Here is a 17014-nt window from a genome sequence, read left to right on the forward strand (position 1 = left end):
AGTTTATAAGGCCTAATCCTAACTGAAGTCCGTATGCTAGTCGGATGGAAATTAGTTATTCGACCTGAAGATCATGCAAAGTTTTTAATATTACTACTCCTAGCAGTCATGACATATTATTTAAGTGTGCTCCTGTTTGCCATAAGGTGGAAATTTGTGCTTAAGGGTCTTGGACATGATGTTAGTCTTGTAGATTGCATAAAAGGAGTGTTTGTAGGATTATTCTTTAACAATATAACCCCTACTAGTAGAGGAGGCGGGGAGATAGCAAGAGCCCTACTCCTTAAACTCAAGCATGGAATTCCAGTTGACGAGTCAATAACATCTATAATATATGAAAGACTTCTTGAGTTCTTACCAGTCTTTGGAATGTTTCTGGTTTCTATGAATTATCTGGCACTAAAATTCCCTAATATAAAGCTCTTTGTTTACCTCTTAGGAGCCTGTGGATTTCTTTTGTGGCTAAACTTTGACAAAATTATAGATAGAATCCTAAAGTATCTGAAAAAAGCCCCATCTTCAACAAATCTAAAAGATCTGAAAAGAAATTCACATGTTAATATCATTGGAATAATTACAAGTTCTCTAGTTTGGGCACTAGACATTGCAAGATTTAAGCTAATATTTTGGGCACTATCTTTTAGCCTCCCACTAAAGAAAATAATTGTAATATCATTGGCAAACTTAATCCTAAGCCTTTTGGCCTTCACACCCGGTGGAGTTGGAATAATAGAGGGAGGCCTCACAAGCTTTTTAATTATAATAGGCTTACCAACAGGTATTGCAATAAGAACCGTGTTAATAGAGAGATTTATATCATATATCCTGGGAACTCTGACTGGAGGTATAATAACATTCCTAGAAGGAGGCTTAACTGTATGGAGAGCCTTAAAATCGCACTAGTCTCAGATTGGTACTTTCCAAAAATAGGCGGTGTCGCTGTTCACATGCACAATCTCGCAATAAACCTAAGGCTTCTTGGGCATGAAGTTTCAATAGTGACAAACGATGTTATAACGGGAAAAGAAAAAGAGCTTGAATCTTTAGGTATAGACTTGATAAAAATCGGTGGCATAGTTTATAATTCTCTTAATATCAACTGGAGTGTTTTTGCAAAAGGATATGACATCCTTTTTGACCAAATAAGAAAGTTTGACGTAGTTCATGGCCAACATTCTTTCACACCACTTTCCCTCAAGGGAGTAGCTGCGGCTAGAGATCTGAGAAAAGCCTCCATAATAACAAATCACAGCATAGATCTTGAGAACTCTAGCTTATTAAGGGCTATTTCGAGAGTCTCGTGGCCATATTTTAAGAGATACCTTTCAAAGCCACACAGAATAATAGCCGTGAGTAGAGCTGCCAGAGAATTCATAAAGCAATTTTCCAAGGTTCCAGTTGAAGTAATCCCGAATGGTGTGGATATTTCATATTTCTCTCCTAAAGATAGAGATTATGCCAAGGAAGTAATCTCAGATAAGTTGAACATTCCAAAAGAGAACATAATATTGTACGTTGGTCGTTTAGAGCCAAGGAAGGGGGTTTCATACCTAATTTCAGCAATGCAAAATGTGAATGGTAACCTCCTTATAGCGGGAGATGGAAGTTTAAGGTCAATACTAATAAAAAAAGCAAGCATAGTTAGTAAAAACAAGATCATATTCCTAGGAAAAATTAACTATAGTGACCTCAGCCTTCTATACAAAGCTGCAGATGTTTTCGTTCTTCCCTCCCTAAGTGAGGCTTTCGGAATAGTTCTCCTCGAAGCAATGGCCAGCGGGACTCCAGTAATTGGAACAAGAGTTGGAGGAATACCCGAGATAATAGATGGTTGCGGGATATTAGTTCCCCCAAGAAATTCAAAGGCACTTGCAAGTGCAATAAACTTAGTCCTCTCAAACCAAAACTTAGCAAGGAAACTGGGGAAGCTAGGAAGGAGAAGAGTTGAGAAGATATACTCATGGCAAAGCGTAGCGAAAAGAACCGTAGAAGTCTACAAGGAGGTTCTGGACAATGAATGTACTCATAACGTTTGACGTAGAACAGGACTGCCCTCCCTTTATAAACACATGTAGAGGAGTCGAGGAGGGCATTCCAAAAATAGTCGACCTCCTTAGAAAAGAAGACGTTAAGGCAACATTTTTCATAACGGGGGAAATAGCGAAAAGATATCCAAACATGCTCGGGGAGCTAAAAGAAGATGGGCATGAAATCGGATGTCATGGACTCAAACATGAGCGCTTCGATAAGTTATCAAGAGAAGATGCAGAAAAAAGACTGAAAGAAGCCGTTAAACTTTTAGGGAAGCCCAAATCGTTTAGAGCCCCAAATCTAAAGTTTCCGATGGACTTTTATGAGATTCTGGCAAACCTTGGGATAAAGGTTGACTCATCCAAAGCGACCTATAAGGGATTTAGAGAAGTGAGGTTCATAAACGGTATTCTCGAAGTCCCAGTGGACATTAGCTCAATAATCTCACGCCTCCCCTGGAAGGTACAGCTCAGCGTTCATAAACGCATAGTAAAAAAAGGCCTCGCTGTTTACATGTTCCATCCTTGGGAGTTTGTGAGAATGCCAACCCATTATAGGATGGACTGCTGGTTTGGAACCGGTAACCATGCACTAAAAATGCTGACCAAAATAATAGAGTTTTACAAATCAATGCAAGCAGAGTTCCTAACGCTTTATGAATTTTACAAATTATATGTAAAAGAATAAACGTTAAAACCCCCTCCTTTTACAAACTCTTGGTGATCTCATGGCCGTTCATCCAATAGATTATAGGTATGGTAGTGAGGAAATGCGAAGAATATGGGATGAAGAGAATAAACTACAAAAACTCTTAGACGTCGAGGCTGCACTAGCGAGGGCTCATGCAAAGCTGGGTAATATACCAGAAGAAAGCGCAAAAGTAATCTCCGAGAGAGCAAACACCAAGTGGGTGAAGCTTGAGAGAGTTAAAGAGATAGAGGCGGAAATACACCATGATATAATGGCAGTCGTAAAGGCCTTGAGTGAGGTGTGCGGAGAGCACGGAAAATACGTTCACCTTGGAGCAACATCCAATGACATAATAGATACTGCAAACGCCCTCCTAATAAAGGAGAGTCTGGAGATAATTGAAAAAGACCTAAAAGAATTGAGGTCAATACTCAAAGAACTTGCTAAAAAGCATATAGACACTGTGTGTATAGGAAGAACTCACGGTCAGCACGCGGTTCCAACGACTTATGGCATGAAGTTCGCCCTCTGGCTAGATGAGATCCAAAGGCATATAGAAAGATTACAACAGCTTAAGGAAAGGGTTCTCGTGGGTAAGATGAGAGGGGCCGTTGGGACGGCTGCATCCTTCGGGGAAAAGGCATTCGAAATCGAGAGACTAGTAATGGAAGATCTCGGTCTAAAACCGGCAAGAATAACAAACCAAATAATTCAAAGAGACGTTTATGCAGAACTAATGTTCTTCCTAGCTCTAGTTGCCTCTACACTTGATAAAATGGGACTCGAAATAAGAAACCTTCAAAGAACAGAAATCCTTGAAGTTAGCGAACCCTTCGGAGAGAAGCAGGTTGGCTCATCAACAATGCCCCATAAGAGAAATCCAATAAGGACCGAGAAGGTTTGTGGACTTGCTAGAGTTCTCTACTCAAACGTAATTCCAGCACTCCTGAATAACCCCCTGTGGCATGAAAGGGATCTAACAAACTCCTCTGTAGAAAGAGTTATACTTCCAGAAAGCTTCGTTTTATTGGATGAAATGCTTAAAGTCATGAAGAAAGTTCTGAGTGGTTTAGAATTCTTCCCTGAGAACATAAAAAGGAACCTCTATCTTACTAAGAACCTCATCATGGCCGAACCCCTTATGCTTAAGCTTACTGAAAAGGGAATGGGAAGGCAAGAAGCCCATGAACTAGTTAGACAGCTATCGATGAAAGCATTTCATGAAAACAGGGATCTCCTTGATGTAGTTAGGGAAAGTGAGGAAGTTAAGAAGTATTTAAGTGAAGAGGACATTGAAAGTCTCAAACCAGAGAATTACATTGGAAAAGCTAGAGAAATTGTCGAAAACGTCATTAAATACGTTGAAGAGATGGAAAATAAGGGTCTTTAATTTTATTTACAAATTGTTATTTTTATTTCAACTTCTAAGCTTTAAACTGAGACTTCAAATTGTTACTATTTTTTGTATAAATATATATGGGAAATTAATGGATAACTGCTATCACTACTAATTTATGTATTTTAATAAAACAATATGAAATATTTCAGATAATGATTAATTATCTTAAAAACACTCAATTTTTTACTATAAGTAAGAGTATAAACTCAAACATTTTTACTCTTTAAAATAATAAACGTTGAATTTAAAAATAAAGAAGAAAAGGCAAGAACGATGGAAGCTAAGGAAGAAAAGAAACTTTCAATTCCCCCAAGAGGCATAAGGGCAATAATAGAGGCGGTAAGATTAGGGGAGATAATAAAACCGAGCCAATATGCAAAAAGGGAGGCCTTCAAGAAGCATGAGATAAACGAAGCCTGGTTAAACAGAGTTTTAACAATGATATTTTATGACATAATGAAGAAACAGGGGTTAATAGACAAGGCAATAAAAGATGTAGTTGGGGTAACTCCTCTAATCCTTGATCCATGGCTAAGAGCTGCCCTGAGAGTTGCATTTGACATAATCCTATTCCACGAGCCAAATCAAAACACCCTAAAAAACCTAAGATGGAAGGCCTCGGATTTTGTCTCAGCAAGGACACATCCATACGTTGGAATGTACTACTGGGATTTAATGGATAAAATCCTCGAATACAAGCCAAATCCAAAAACCGAGCTTGAGAGACTTGAGTGGGAATATCTTGCTCCAGCATGGCTAATTGAGAGGGTCAGAAAAATTCTTGGAGAAGAAACAGAGGAATTCTTTAAGGCGGTGAACAAGAGACATGAATGGATCAGTGTAAGGGTGAATACACTTAAGGCGGATGTAGAGGATGTTATTAAGGAGTTTGAAGATGAAGGGATTGAGGTCAGAAGAAGCGAAAGGGCTCCAACGGTTGTAAAGATAAAGGGGCCATATGATTTTGATTCTAGCGATCTCTTCAGAAAAGGGAAGATAATAGTTCAAGAAGAAGCATCTGCAGTGGCCTCCCTAATCCTGGATCCAAAGCCTGGAGAAATCGTTGTTGATTTGGCGGCGGCCCCTGGAGGAAAGACTACTCATATGGCGGAGCTTATGAACAATAAGGGAAAAATATACGCGTTTGATATAGATAAAGCTAGAATGAAAAGACTCAAAGAATTTGCTAGCAGAATGGGGATTAAGATAATAAAGCCAATAATAAAGGACGCCAGGAAGGCTCCCGAGATAGTTGGGGAGGAGATTGCTGACAAAGTTCTTCTAGACGCTCCATGCACATCCTCAGGAACGATAGGGAAAAATCCAGAACTCAGATGGAGACTTAGAGAAAGTAAGATAGAGGAGATGGCTAGCCTTCAGAGAGAGCTTCTCGAAAGTGCAGCTAGGCTAGTGAGGCCGGGTGGAAGGCTTCTCTATACAACGTGTAGCATATTTACGGAGGAAGATGAAGACAACGTTAAATGGTTCTTAGAAACGCATAAAAACTTCAAGCTGGTGAAACTCTCCTCTCCCTACAGTCCAGGATTTTTGGAGGGAACGATGAGGGCGTGGCCTCATAGACATGATACTATAGGATTTTTCTATGCACTCTTTGAAAAAACGACATAATGATACCTTTGATTTTTAGCATTTTGATTAATCATTTAGAGGATTTCTCATTTTGGGACACTTTACATTCAGAAAAACATTAAAACTTTTACAGCCTAGTAAAAGTGGTGTTCAACGATGCTCGAGATACTTTCATTCATGTTCTTTACAGGTGGAGGTCTAGTGATGCTCTTTATAGCAGCCTTTGCAGTGACGTGGCCTCAGAGGATAGCGGCTCTCCTTGGTGCAATAGGCTATGGGATACTTGGATTTTTAGCTGTTGAAAGTATGTCCGTTGATATAAGAAAGAGAAAATCTGCGGATAAAAACATGATTTTGCTGATAACCTTGATATCCTTTGCTTTCAGCTATTATGCGTTATCGTCATATCTAAAGAACTACTTCGCTCCTCTCCTACTAGTTGGGCCAGGTTTGCTAGTGGGGCTTTGGATATTCTTCAAGGGAAAGTAGATCCAGGGGGCTTCGCTTCTCACAAGAATTCTCCTTACCTCTTTTGTAACTTTGTTTGATCTTTTGTCTTATCATTCTCTCCTGGGGTGGGTTTGGGGGTATAGGTACTGTGTTCATGTTTGTACATAATTCAAGATATAAGGCTGATTATATCTTGAATTATGTACAAACATGAACATGCAAAAAAGCCATTCACAACACCATCAACCTCAAACAGTAGCAGGAGGACTGAGCATTCAGGCTTACCATCTTAAATCGTAACAAAAAAGTTTGCCATATAACCCGGCTTATCTCTAACCCTAAACCAAATCCCAGAAAATGTTCACATTAGAACATTCTAAATACTATAGACGATGGTATAAAACCAAAACTTTCTAATATTCATAAGTAGTTTATTTATTTCTCATCCAAAATAACATTAATATTAAGCTTTGCCCAAGTTTCATTATTGACTTTTTTAAGTGTTAAAATTCCTAACCTTTCAAGTCTTTTTAGTATCCTCCAAGTAGTTGTTCTAGGAATACCAAGTTCATTCCTAATATCTGCCTGTCTCACTTCGCCCCCATGCTCAGCAATGTACATTATTACTGCCCTCTCATCCTCGTTAAGATTAAACCTCTCAGCGAGCTCCTTTAGTGTTAATGAGCCGCTAAGTTTTCTTTTTTCAAGAATTCTCCTACCAAAAATCGGTAAGGCTATAATCAGAGCTCCTAAGATGATGCCAACGATTATTCCAGCCTTTGATGTCTTCTCAACGGTTTCCCTGACTGTTTTCGTTACAGTCTCCGTAAGAGTCGTAACTTCCCTAACTGTTACTGTCTCAACGCTCGTCGTTGTTAAGGTTACAGTCACTATTTCCTGATGGGGAAACACGTATTCTATGTACTGTCTTCCCCTTGGCATGATAACAGAGTTCCCTCTTATCCTTAGAGGAATTCCTGAGAGACCGACTATTACTGAGTCTTGGGGGAGTATTACGGTTTTAGTTTCATTGAAGGGGAGATCTATCTTCCACACTTTCCCCGTCTTTGAGGTAAGGTTGGGAGTTAAATAAGAAACTTCTAATTTCCCAGGCTCCCCAGGGTAGATAACTATCCCATTGTTTGAGAACAAGAATGAAACTTCCCTTCCGTTGAGCTTTACACTAAGGTTTTCAAAATTGTATACTGGGAGCTGAATTGAAACGTTCTCACCAGCGCTTACGTTCATGACGAGCTTAACGAGGGCATATCCATCTGGAAATACCTTTATCGTAACGTTTCCGGCTGATGCTAGGGGGAGAAATAAGAACAGGATCAGTGCAAGCAGTGCTTTTCTCATTCCTCATCACTCACCACTTCATTCCCCTGTGGAAGTATTATAAGCTCTCTCCCTTCAACTAACATTTGAGCAACTTTCTTTCTGGCTGAGGTTAGGGCTCTCCATACGGTTCCTCTGGAAACTCCCATTCTTTGTCCCGCCTCCTCCTGAGTTAGACCCTCATAGTCTACCAATCTTAGGGCTTCAAACTCTTCATACGTCATTATTATTGGTGGTTTAGGCGGGCCTATCTGGGGCATTGCTGGATAGAAGTGTCTAACCTGAGGAATAAATCCTATCATTCTCATTTTCCTTCTTCTTCCTCTCCCTCTTCCCCACCCCATTCCTCTTGGCATGGCTATCATTGGAAAGTTTAATGAGGCCCCTTTTATAGTTTTATTCTGGTGATATTATGGGCTCAATTGGGGGGGTCTATCTCTTCAGGATTCCTGAAGGTGAAGAATTTATCAGCTATGTGACGAAGTTCCTTGAGAAGGAAGACATTAAAGCGGGTGTCGTGAAGGCAGTGGGAACTTTGAGGAACCCTAAAATAGGTTATTTTTTAGAGAAAGAGAAGAGATACAAAATCAACGAGCTCGAGGGAACTTATGAGATCGCCTCCCTCATGGGGAACATCAGTATTAAGGATGGGAAACCTTTCCTTCATGTTCACGTTGTTCTCGGGGATGAGGAAGGGGTTGCTTATGGTGGCCATTTAATTGAGGGGGAAGTTTTCGTAGCTGAGGTTTTCGTTATGGAAATAGTTGGAGTTGAGTTGGAGAGGAAGATGAGGGAAAATGGGTTAGCTCTCTGGGATGAAATGAGACTCTAAGGATCTTTTTATTTTTATAAGTACCATTCGTGGAATGTTCCCAGTTTGAGCTTTTCAAGAACCTTCATTACCCCCAAGGCTATTCCGTCCACCTCTATTCCTCCCTGGGGCCTGTAGCCGTCTCCGACTACATAGATCCCTTCAAGAGGCCATTCTACATTTATACCTGCCCTAGTTCTGTTTACTGGGTTGCTACCCCTGTAGACTTGAGCAAGGATTGGCTCTCCGTCCGGGAATAGCTCCAGCAGATCGTTCCACCCTTCTTTTATCGCCTTTTTAATGTTCCTGTCTTTCAAGGCCATGTGTGCCATTATTAGAGAATATCCTTTCTTTGATAAGCTCTTGTCTAATGCTGAGGGTTCGTTGAATCCGTTGATCCTTAACTCGGGGGTAAAGACAACCGTGTTCCCAATTACACTATCCCTCTTTATCGCGAGGTTAAACTTTATGCCTTCGCTTGGTTCTATTTTATTGATGGTTTTCAGGAAGTCTTTGTCAAAATAGTCTTTACCAATTAAATTAACGGTCTCCTTTATTCCAATGTTAGAGATTAATACGTCAAAGCTAAATTCTTCGTTGTCCTTCGTTATGACAACTTTCCTCTCGGCGTCTATTTCAATAACTTCCTTTTTCGTTACTATCTCTCCTTTGTTTTCTCTTATTATCCTTGAGAGCTCGTCGATTATGGCCTTACACCCACCCTTTATCAGGCCGGGTCCTCCCCATCTTAGGGTCGCTTTTATTTCCTTTGCTAACTCTATAGCCGGAAGCTCGGTCAGAGACACGCTATCTGCCCAGCCCGTAAAGCTTTCCAAGAATTTAATTATGAACTCTCCTTCTCCAATTTTCTCTCTTATCCACTCATCCGCGGGCATCTCGGCCTCTTCACCTTTTGGTAGTCTGTTGGCCTTTATCTCAGCAAGGAGTTTGAGGGCTTTTGCTTTCTCTTTTAGTGTCAGGAACTTCCATCCTTCCCTGTAGTGTCTTATTTTGCCCTCCCACAGTATTTTTCCCTTTGGGCTGGAGTTCACTATTTTGACTTTGGCCCCGAGCAGTCTTAACAGGTGTGCCAGCGGGCCGTCCTCTCCATGTGGAATCATGTGAAGCGCCCCTGTAGAGAGCTGGAAACCGTTGTATGGCAAGTTCGTAAACCTTCCTCCGATTATTGGTGATTTTTCTAAGACTGTAACCTTATGCCCATTTTTAGCTAGAAATGCTCCGGTCAATAGACCTCCAAGACCTGCTCCCACAATTACAGTTTTCATTCTATTCCCTCCTCACGGGGTTTCCAAATGGATCTATGAGGCCAGCTCTTATTAATGAAGAACTTATCTTTTCTCCCAGCTTACTTTTTACAATTGGAATCACAATGATCTCTAATGGCTTTAGCCCAGCTTCTTCTCTCGCCCTGTTAACTATTAGGGCTCCCTTATATGTTTCCTCGCTAACGACTATTGCTTCGAGGCTCTTTATTTTGGTAGTGAATCCTATTGCGTTGTGAATTTTAATAATCCTATAATTTCGGAATCCGTTGACTTCAAAGAACTTTATAAGATCGCTAAGCCTCCTTTCATATGGGAGTATTTTTTCAGCATAGGGCTTGTCCTTTACCATTTCGTCAGAGGTCAGGCCTATATACACTATATCCCCTATTTCAAAGGCCTTTCTTAGGAGTGCTTTGTGACCCAGATGTAATCTGTCGAAGGTTCCCCCTACGACGACTTTTTTGAACTTCTTCATCTTGCCTATATTTTTCGCGGCAAAAATATAAACCTACTTGAAGACGGGTGTGGTGGTGGTTCAAATGCTGGACTACTTTTTCTATCCAAAGAGCGTCGCGATATTTGGGTCATTTAGGGAGGGAAGTATTGCTAGGGAGATCCTTAGAAACATTGTAGAAGGTGGCTTTGAGGGGGAGATAATCCCAGTGAATCCGAAAGGTGGTATTATCGAGGTTGCTGGAAGGAAGTTTGAGGTTAAGCGAAGGCTTACCAGTAAAGTTGATGTTTCTATTATAGTCATTCCTGCAAAGCTGGTTCCTGGGCTTATAAGAGAGCTCAAGGGTCTAACTAAGGGTGCTGTTGTCATTTCGGCCGGATTCTCGGAGGTTGGCAACGTAGAACTCGAAAGAGAACTCATAAACGCAGCCAGAGAGGCGGGCATAAGGGTAATAGGACCAAACTGTGCTGGCATATTCGGGGTTTATGGGAAGTTCTTTGGCTCGTTTGAGGTTAGGGTTAGGAAGGGTGGTCTTGCCCTGATAAGCCAGAGCGGGGCTTTTGGTGGTGCCGCTTTGGCCATGGGAAATGAGGAGGGTGTTGGCTTCTCTGCGTTTGTTAGTTATGGGAATGCTGCAGATTTAAACGAGAGTGACTTTCTTATGTACTTTGCAGATGATCCAAATACGAAGGTCATAGCTTTGTACATTGAAGGTGTGAAGGATGGTAGAAGGTTCTTTGATGCGCTCAGGTATGCCTCTTCTAGGAAGCCTGTTATAATCCTCAAGGCTGGGAGAAGTACAAGCGGTGCAAGGGCTGCGGCTTCACATACGGGGTCATTAGCAGGTTCTTATGAGATTTATCGTGCCGTATTTAGGCAGGCTGGGGCGATAGAAGTTGAAGAAATGGAGGAACTTTTTGATGCTGCAAAGGTTTTCGAGATGTATGAAAGCTCTGGAAAAAGGGTTGCTGTAATAACGAATTCTGGGGGCCCAGGGGTTTTGGCAACTGATAAGCTTGAAAAGCTTGGGCTCGAGATTGCGAAGTTAAGAGAAGATACAGTAGCGAGGCTTAAGGAGTTCCTTCCTCCCCAGTGTTCGGTGAGGAATCCAATTGATCTAATAGCAGATGCAGATTACGAGAGGTATAGGAGAACTATTGAAATAGTTTGTGAAGATGACAACGTTGATGCCTTGTTAGTTATTTGCGTTCCTCCGATATTTATCTCAAGTGGGGAGATAGCAAGGGCAGTTATAGATGCTAAGTGCAAAAAGCCAATAGTAGTTAACTTCATGGCGGGAGCCCTTGTCAGGGAAGGTGTAGCTTTATTGGAGGAACATGGAATTAAGAACTTTCCAACACCTGAGAGAGCGGCCAAGGCAATCTATTGGCTCAGCTTAAGGAAGGGGGATAGAGTAATTTCCTAATCCTGGGTAGCTTAAAAAAGAGAAAGTCAGTAGAAGTTGTATCTCTTTGAAAGGATTATCAATGGTTTTATTTTTTCATATTCTATTGCAATGTCTTTTGGTGGTCCTCGTCCGAGTATTTTTCTTCTTTTTCTGTTCTTGATGCTCACTAGGATTTCTACACCTCTACCTATGAGCCTGCCTGCTTCTCCAAATATTCCTGTGGATGCCCTAACGCCAACTCGTCTCATCTCAATCACCACTTAGAGTGATACCATATTGGAATATAAAGATTTCGCAGATATTTTATATAAGCTATGATTACCTATATAGATGTTTCCAGAAATGTATAGTCTATTAGGCAGTTTGGAAAAGAAAAGGAGACGACCTTTACAATGATTTGACTTTTCTTTTTTCAAGCCTCGCCCTTCAGGGCGGGGAGGAAGTTGGCATTCTGTAGAGCACTACATAGTTTCCTTCTCCGGCCTTCACTTTGTATTCCTTCTCAATTGAGTACCCTAACTTCCTGTAGAGTGATATTGCAGGTTCATTATCCTTTTCAACATGCAGTACTATTTTCTTTTTTAGTAAACCAATATCAGGGGATTTAAGCATGAAGTTTATCATAGTGAGGAAGTTTAGGAACGCGGAGGAGGTTGAGGAATTCATTAGTAGCAACAATGAAGGGCATCCATCAGGGTTACTGAAACTAGCTATATTCTTGTTGGGAAGTTTTGGTATCTCAAAACTCCCCTCGCTGAGTAATGAGGGCAAAAATATCCTAATCCTACTCTGGGGCGTTTTAATCTTCGTCTTGCTCCCAAAACTGTTAAATAAGAAGTGAAAAAAGTGGCAAATCAGTTTTCAACTCTCTCAATCCCTATCTTCGCCTGAACCTCAGGCCATTCGACAACGTAGCCTTTTGCTTCTTCAAATTTAACTTCTATAGCTCTGGTTTCTTTCTTTATGTAGTCAAGCCTTTCCTTGAGGAGCTCTGCATTCTCCTCACTCGTCTCTATCGTGACGATAATTCTGTCATTTACGTCAAGGTCAAGTCTTTTTCTCATCTCTTGTATTCTTCTCACGAATTCTCTTGCAAGACCCTCTGAGAGCAGGTCTCTTGTTAGTGTCTTGTCTATGTAGACTCTTCCCCCTTCAAAGTCTTCCGCTTCGAGGAAGTCTGGGAGTGTCTCTTCTACTATTATATGCTCCCTGGTGAGGTGGAATGTCTTGCCTCCTATTTCAACGTCCATCTCTCCTGCCTCATAGAGATCTTTTCCGTGTTCGTTTATCCAGCCTGCTATTACCTTTGCATCTCCCTTGAATTCGGGTCCTAGTTTTGCGAAGTTGGGCTTTATTATTAGCTCCCTCTCTACTTTGCCAACGACGACTTCTTTGGCGTTTAGCTGGTCTCTAAGTATTCTGTTAAGCCTTTCAACAGCTCTCTTAACGGTTTCATTTTCTGTTTCCACTATAACTCTCCTAACTGGGTATCTCAGTTTTATCTTTGCCCTCTGCCTTGCTGAAGATCCTGCTTCAACTATTTTCCTTACAACCTCCATCTCCTTTTCGAGCTCGCTGTCGATTGCTTTTTCGTCGGGTTTCGGCCAGTCTAACATGTGCACGCTTTCAACGTTTGTGAATGGTCTTATTAGGTTTTGATAAATCTCTTCGGTTATATATGGGGTGAATGGGGCTAGTAGTCTTAAGAGAATGTCGAAGACTTTCCAAAGCGTGTAGTATGCTGCTAATTTGTCTGGATCTTCTCCTTCGACCCACAGCCTCTTTCTTATCAGCCTCACGTACCACCTGCTGAGGTCTTCGACAACGAACTCATACAGAGCTCTGGTTGCCTTTGTCAGGTAGAATGTTTCTATTCCTCTTTCAACTTCTTCTATTAGGCCGTTCACTTTTGAGAGTATCCACCTGTCCTCCTCGCGGAATGGAAGCTCTTCGGGTTTAACCTTTCTCGGGTCGAAATTATCGAGGCTCATGTAGGTGGCACTCAGGACGTAAACGTTCCACAGTATGTTTAGCATCCTTCTTACCTGCTCAACGCCTTTCCAGCTGAACTTTAAGTTTTCCCAGGGGTTCGTTGCCCAGAGCATGTAGAATCTGAATGTATCTCTTCCTGCCTTCTCCACGACCTCTTCTGGCCTTATTATGTTTCCTAAGCTCTTGCTCATCTTGTCTCCCTTTTCGTCCAGTACATAGCCGTGCATGGCGACTCTCAGGTAAGGAACTGTGTCAAAGGCTATGACGCTGGCCGCTTGTTGAGAGTAGAACCACTTCGTAACTTGATCTTCACCCTCAACGATGAAGTCCGCAGGCCACAACTTTTCAAATAGCTCCTTGTTTCTCGGATAGCCTAGGGAGGCCCAACTTGCTATTCCGCTGTCGAACCATACATCAACAACATCTTTCACTCTTCTCATTTCTTTTCCATTTACTTTGATTATAAAGGCATCTACGTAGGGTCTGTGCAGATCTTCTGGGCCAAGTTTTTCTTCTATCACTTTGAGTTTTTCTTCAAAGCTTTCTGGAAGGTTGATCCTCTCTCCATTGACCTCTATCGCTACTGCAAGCTCCACAAGCTCTTTCCATGAGCCGACCACATATATCTCTCCATCATCGGATTGCCATATGGGGAGGGGTATTCCCCAGTACCTCTGTCTGCTTATCACCCAATCCCCACTGTCCCTGACTCCATTGTCGAATCTTATCTTCACCCAGTCCGGGTACCATGTTACCTTTTCGTCGTTTTCCTTGATTATCTTGTCCTTAACCTTACTGACCTTCAAGAACCATTGATCGGTGGCACGGAATATTAATGGGGTCTTACAACGCCAGCAGTGTGGGTACTTGTGCTCTATTTCGCCTGCCTTGAGTAGATATCCCTTCTCTTTCAAATGCTGTATTATCTGAGGGTCTGCGTCTTTAACGTAGATGCCTTTCCACTTTCCTTCAGTGTACTTGCCCTGATCGTCGAGTGGGGAGTAGACGGGCAGCCCATACTTCTGGCCGACCTCAAAGTCTTCCTCACCATGTCCTGGGGCTGTGTGAACGAGTCCTGTACCCTCTTCAAGCGTCACGAAGTCTGCAAGAATTACTTTGTGGGCCCATTCATATTTTTCTCTGAATTCCTTCTGTCTTGGATATTCATCCATAAGTATGTGAACGTACCTTAAGCCTTCGAGTTCCTTTCCCTTGAACTCTTCAACAACCTCTCCCTTAACACCGATCTCGCTGAGCACTTTGTCTACGAGTGCTTTAGCTAAAATCCAGTATTCTTCCTTTCCTTCCCATTTAACCCTTACCTTTACGTAATCATACTCTGGGTGTGCCGAAACTGCAAGGTTGGCGGGCAGTGTCCATGGAGTAGTTGTCCAAATTATGAGGTATTCGTTATCCTTGCCCTCAACGGGGAATTTTACGTATATGCTTGGGTCTTTTCTCAGCTTGTACTCTCCCCTCACCTCGTGCTCTGCCAGGGCGGTTTCACATCTCGGACACCAATGTAGGACTCTTTTATCTTTTTCGAGAAGACCCTTTTCCCAGGCTTTCTTTAGTGTAAACCATGCCGACTCTATGTACTCGTTCTTTATCGTCATGTATGGGTTGTCCCAGTCCATCCATACTCCAAGCATTTTGAACTGCTCGGTCATTATTCTTAGATTGTTAAGTGCGAATTCTTTACACTTGGCTATGAAGTTCTCTATTCCTATTTTCTCTTCTATTTCTTTTTTTGTTTTTAAACCAAGGGCTTGTTCGACTTTAACCTCTATGGGAAGGCCGTGCATATCGTAACCTGGCTGTCTCCAGACGTTGTATCCTTGCATTGTCCTAAAGCGGATTATCATGTCTTTTATTATCTTGTTCCACGCTGTTCCTAGATGTATTGCCCCACTAACATATGGGGGACCATCTAGGAAGTAGTATTTTGGCCCCTTCTTTCTAAGCTCCTTTACTTTTTCATAGACCTTGTTTTCTTTCCAGAACTCCTCAATTTTTTCTTCTAGTTGGCTTGGATTGTATTCTCTAACCTCTGGCTCCTTTATCATTTCAGAACCCTCCTGTGAGTTATAGGAACAGCTAACCTAGAAAAGGCTGAACGCATTATTTCAGCATGAGTCGAGGATAAATAAATCCCCCCTCATTAACATCGGGCAAAGTTCTCTCATTAGCTTATAAGGTTTTCTGGTGTAATGGCAATGCTTCCTCTAGTCTTCTAAGCTTTTCTTTAAATCTTCTAAGCTGGGCATTCGCGATCTCAATGACTTTTCTTAGGTACTCTTCGGGGACTAGAAGATTACCATCTTCTCCGAGAAGAACGTCAAGCCTCTCTGTCGATCTTATCTCAACAATAAGCTTCCTATCGCTTATACTCTTTATATTCGAGTACTTGAAGCCGCATGAGACTGCTAGATTTACTAGCTTAACAGCGTCCTCTAGCGTCTTTGCACCGACATGGAGAATTGGGCTTCTAACAAGTAGCCATAGCTGTCCTTCTTTATGTTTTTTCACTGCCTCGAGTACCTCATCGAAGGAAACTTCTCTGTGCCATTTTCCAAGCCATTTTGCATTTACTTTGTCCCCGAAGTTTGGCATCTCCATGATAGATATTCTTCCAGAACATGAGGAAGTCGTGAAGTAGTTTTCCATAGAGTTTATCTTCTGGAGGAGAGGAATTATATCTTCGTCGACTTCTCCTCTTCTAAGGGCTATTTGAAGACTTGTAAGGGCTTCTTTTTTAGCTCTCTCGAAGTTTCTTTCAAACTTGAACATAATTCATCACCCTAGCGTTGAGTCCAAGAACAGCATAACGTAAAAGCCCGTTAAAAATCCCAACGTCACTATGGTTTCCTCAGTTTCCTCACGGTATATTTCTGGGATTAGCTCTTTTATGGTAACGTATAGCATGGCGCCTCCAGCTATCCCCATTCCATATCCCAACAATCCAGAAAATACAGAGAATAGTGAGTATCCCAGTATCACCATGACCATTTCGGCTATCCCACTTATGATACCGAGGGTTATAGGCCTCAGCAACTTTCCCTCAACGGCGGCTAGTGGTAGAGAGACTGCTGTACCCTCTGGGAAATCTTGTATTCCTATTGCGAGTGCAGTTATTATACCATCTTTAGAGCTGAAGGCTATTGATGTTCCCACTGCAAGACCTTCTGGAAGATTGTGAATTATCATAGCTATGGCCAATAACCATGCTCTTCTCAGCTTTTCTCTTAGTCTTGCTGGGCCTTCGTATCCCTTAGTGAGGTGCTCATGAGGGAGATATCTGTCAAGGGCGTAAACTAGAATTATCCCGAGTAGTATCCCAATAGAAACCTGTACAAAGCCTCCATGCTCTATTCCTGGTAGGATCAAACTCGTGAAGCTTGCAACGAGCATTATTCCAGCAGCAAACGCTAAGCTGAAGTTTATTCCCCAAGAAGGGACCCTTTTTACAAAAACAGCTAGCAGAGAACCTAAAGATGTCATTAAGGCTACAAACAATCCTCCAACAATGGCTAGACTTAGTCCACTAAGATCTTGTAGCATGGAA

18 protein-coding genes are annotated in these 17014 nt (G+C 41.8%); 9 read left to right on the forward strand and 9 right to left on the reverse strand.

The genetic code is table 11. From position 1 onward, the window contains the following. The first annotated feature begins 33 nt into the window (after positions 1-33). The 6 genes from PY04_RS03995 to PY04_RS04020 all read left to right on the forward strand — a co-directional run bounded on the left by PY04_RS03995 (position 34) and on the right by PY04_RS04020 (position 6199). A complete protein-coding gene (locus tag PY04_RS03995) occupies positions 34-903 on the forward strand; it encodes a lysylphosphatidylglycerol synthase transmembrane domain-containing protein (protein ID WP_014733890.1) in 870 nt (289 codons plus the stop codon). Beyond that, positions 879-2036: a glycosyltransferase family 4 protein gene (locus PY04_RS04000; protein WP_014733891.1), complete on the forward strand. Its 1158-nt coding sequence runs from the start codon at positions 879-881 to the stop codon at positions 2034-2036. The genes PY04_RS03995 and PY04_RS04000 overlap by 25 nt, the downstream gene beginning before the upstream one ends. Next, positions 2014-2718, forward strand: a complete 705-nt coding sequence (locus tag PY04_RS04005; RefSeq protein ID WP_014733892.1) for a polysaccharide deacetylase family protein — start codon at positions 2014-2016, stop codon at positions 2716-2718. The genes PY04_RS04000 and PY04_RS04005 overlap by 23 nt, the downstream gene beginning before the upstream one ends. A 40-nt stretch (positions 2719-2758) precedes the next feature. Beyond that, the gene (purB, locus tag PY04_RS04010) at positions 2759-4111 is read left to right on the forward strand and encodes an adenylosuccinate lyase (RefSeq protein ID WP_014733893.1); all 1353 of its coding nucleotides are present in this window, start codon (positions 2759-2761) and stop codon (positions 4109-4111) included. A 282-nt stretch (positions 4112-4393) separates the two neighbouring features. Next, complete coding sequence (locus PY04_RS04015; protein ID WP_014733894.1) at positions 4394-5749, forward strand: RsmB/NOP family class I SAM-dependent RNA methyltransferase; 1356 nt, start codon at positions 4394-4396, stop codon at positions 5747-5749. A gap of 117 nt (positions 5750-5866) precedes the next feature. After that, positions 5867-6199 carry a hypothetical protein gene (locus PY04_RS04020; protein WP_048055969.1) on the forward strand — a complete coding sequence of 111 codons (333 nt, stop codon included), beginning with the start codon at positions 5867-5869 and terminating at the stop codon, positions 6197-6199. Between the two features lie 396 nt (positions 6200-6595). On the opposite strand, the gene PY04_RS04025 is transcribed toward PY04_RS04020, so the two are convergent. Further along, a complete protein-coding gene (locus PY04_RS04025; protein WP_014733896.1) occupies positions 6596-7519 on the reverse strand; it encodes a helix-turn-helix domain-containing protein in 924 nt (307 codons plus the stop codon). After that, positions 7516-7854 (reverse strand): DUF134 domain-containing protein, encoded by a 339-nt coding sequence (locus tag PY04_RS04030; RefSeq protein WP_048055970.1) that lies wholly within the window; start codon positions 7852-7854, stop codon positions 7516-7518. Before PY04_RS04030 ends, PY04_RS04025 begins: the two co-directional genes overlap by 4 nt. Before the next feature lie 56 nt (positions 7855-7910). On the opposite strand from PY04_RS04030, the gene PY04_RS04035 reads away from it, so the two are divergent. Next, entirely contained in the window at positions 7911-8330 is a 420-nt protein-coding gene (locus PY04_RS04035) for a PPC domain-containing DNA-binding protein (RefSeq protein ID WP_014733898.1), read from the forward strand. Between the two features lie 14 nt (positions 8331-8344). Here PY04_RS04035 and PY04_RS04040 read toward each other — a convergent pair whose 3' ends face one another. Together PY04_RS04040 and coaD are read right to left on the reverse strand one after the other, a co-directional pair. Then, complete coding sequence (locus PY04_RS04040) at positions 8345-9595, reverse strand: NAD(P)/FAD-dependent oxidoreductase (RefSeq protein WP_014733899.1); 1251 nt, start codon at positions 9593-9595, stop codon at positions 8345-8347. Position 9596: 1 nt separating this feature from the next. Then, on the reverse strand, positions 9597-10070 hold the full coding sequence (gene coaD / locus PY04_RS04045; protein ID WP_014733900.1) for a phosphopantetheine adenylyltransferase: 474 nt from the start codon (positions 10068-10070) through the stop codon (positions 9597-9599). 67 nt (positions 10071-10137) lie between these two features. On the opposite strand from coaD, the gene PY04_RS04050 reads away from it, so the two are divergent. Next, the gene (locus PY04_RS04050; protein ID WP_048056206.1) at positions 10138-11475 is read left to right on the forward strand and encodes an acetate--CoA ligase family protein; all 1338 of its coding nucleotides are present in this window, start codon (positions 10138-10140) and stop codon (positions 11473-11475) included. A gap of 26 nt (positions 11476-11501) precedes the next feature. Here PY04_RS04050 and PY04_RS04055 read toward each other — a convergent pair whose 3' ends face one another. Both PY04_RS04055 and PY04_RS04060 read right to left on the reverse strand, forming a co-directional pair. Continuing rightward, the gene (locus tag PY04_RS04055; RefSeq protein ID WP_148266006.1) at positions 11502-11717 is read right to left on the reverse strand and encodes a hypothetical protein; all 216 of its coding nucleotides are present in this window, start codon (positions 11715-11717) and stop codon (positions 11502-11504) included. 166 nt (positions 11718-11883) lie between these two features. Further along, positions 11884-12069: an N-acetyltransferase gene (locus PY04_RS04060; RefSeq protein ID WP_048055972.1), complete on the reverse strand. Its 186-nt coding sequence runs from the start codon at positions 12067-12069 to the stop codon at positions 11884-11886. Here PY04_RS04060 and PY04_RS04065 point away from each other — a divergent pair. After that, positions 12068-12298 carry a hypothetical protein gene (locus PY04_RS04065; protein WP_048055973.1) on the forward strand — a complete coding sequence of 77 codons (231 nt, stop codon included), beginning with the start codon at positions 12068-12070 and terminating at the stop codon, positions 12296-12298. The two genes, PY04_RS04060 and PY04_RS04065, sit on opposite strands and share 2 nt — an antisense overlap. 13 nt (positions 12299-12311) lie before the next feature. Here the strand turns inward: PY04_RS04065 and ileS are convergent, their stop codons facing one another. The 3 genes from ileS to PY04_RS04080 all read right to left on the reverse strand — a co-directional run bounded on the left by ileS (position 12312) and on the right by PY04_RS04080 (position 17010). After that, positions 12312-15515: an isoleucine--tRNA ligase gene (ileS, locus tag PY04_RS04070; RefSeq protein ID WP_014733902.1), complete on the reverse strand. Its 3204-nt coding sequence runs from the start codon at positions 15513-15515 to the stop codon at positions 12312-12314. A gap of 124 nt (positions 15516-15639) precedes the next feature. Beyond that, the gene (locus PY04_RS04075) at positions 15640-16239 is read right to left on the reverse strand and encodes a hypothetical protein (protein WP_014733903.1); all 600 of its coding nucleotides are present in this window, start codon (positions 16237-16239) and stop codon (positions 15640-15642) included. A gap of 6 nt (positions 16240-16245) precedes the next feature. After that, the gene (locus tag PY04_RS04080) at positions 16246-17010 is read right to left on the reverse strand and encodes a ZIP family metal transporter (protein ID WP_048055974.1); all 765 of its coding nucleotides are present in this window, start codon (positions 17008-17010) and stop codon (positions 16246-16248) included. Positions 17011-17014: the final 4 nt, after the last annotated feature.

It is taken from the genome of Pyrococcus sp. ST04, assembly GCF_000263735.1.
Taxonomy (GTDB): Archaea; Methanobacteriota_B; Thermococci; order Thermococcales; family Thermococcaceae; genus Pyrococcus.